General features: G+C 59.0%; 1 protein-coding gene. It reads left to right on the top strand.

Annotation, left to right across the window (positions count from 1 at the left end; genetic code table 11):
* Positions 1-210: 210 nt before the first annotated feature.
* Positions 211-646: hypothetical protein (locus ACXJ7R_RS35585; RefSeq protein WP_457155868.1), on the top strand; the 436-nt coding region annotated here is incomplete at its 3' end.

Here is a 646-nt window from a genome sequence, read left to right as displayed (position 1 = left end):
CTTCCCGAACAGTTCGCCCAGTTTCATGCTTTTGCCGCTGAGTGAAATAGAGCCTCGGACAAGCGTTTTGCGCACCGCCGGCCTTCACTCACTACCGGCGAAGGCCTCCGCGCGCGTCCTTGCCCCCGCCACGGCTCGACTTGATATGGTTGCGAGGTTTGCCCTACCCCTGTTTCCGTGGAAGAGTTGTTCCCAGGGTGGGGATTCGCGATGGATGAAGAAGACAAGCTGCTGAAGCGCTTGCAGGAAAGTGCCGAAGACCTGGGCCGGCAGTTGTCGGCCAGGAGCAATTTCCCCATCGAGGATTTCCTTGATCTCGTCGAGCTGGAAGGTCTGCGAGACACCTTCGGCATCGACCCGGAAGCTTTCACTGCGGATGACATGACGCGCATTCTGATGGTGCAAGGGCCGCTCTACGCGCTCGTGGAACACGTCAATGAACTCGATGCCGAAGGCAAGCATTCGATTGAACAGATTTTGAACGTTCTCAACCGGATGTACGTGAACGCCCAGGCCCATCTGCACGCCAAGACGGAGTTGCAGCAAATTGCCCAGCAAGCGCTGGAGGCCCAGGAACACACCCGGCCGATTCCCATCAACCCCGACGGGCCGATTGGCCAGACCATCGTCAACGCCTCGACCGAGG

The organism is Mesorhizobium sp. P5_C1, from assembly GCF_054049815.1.
The sequence above is the reverse complement of the archived record's forward strand: the minus strand, read 5'-3'. Positions and strand labels throughout refer to the sequence as shown.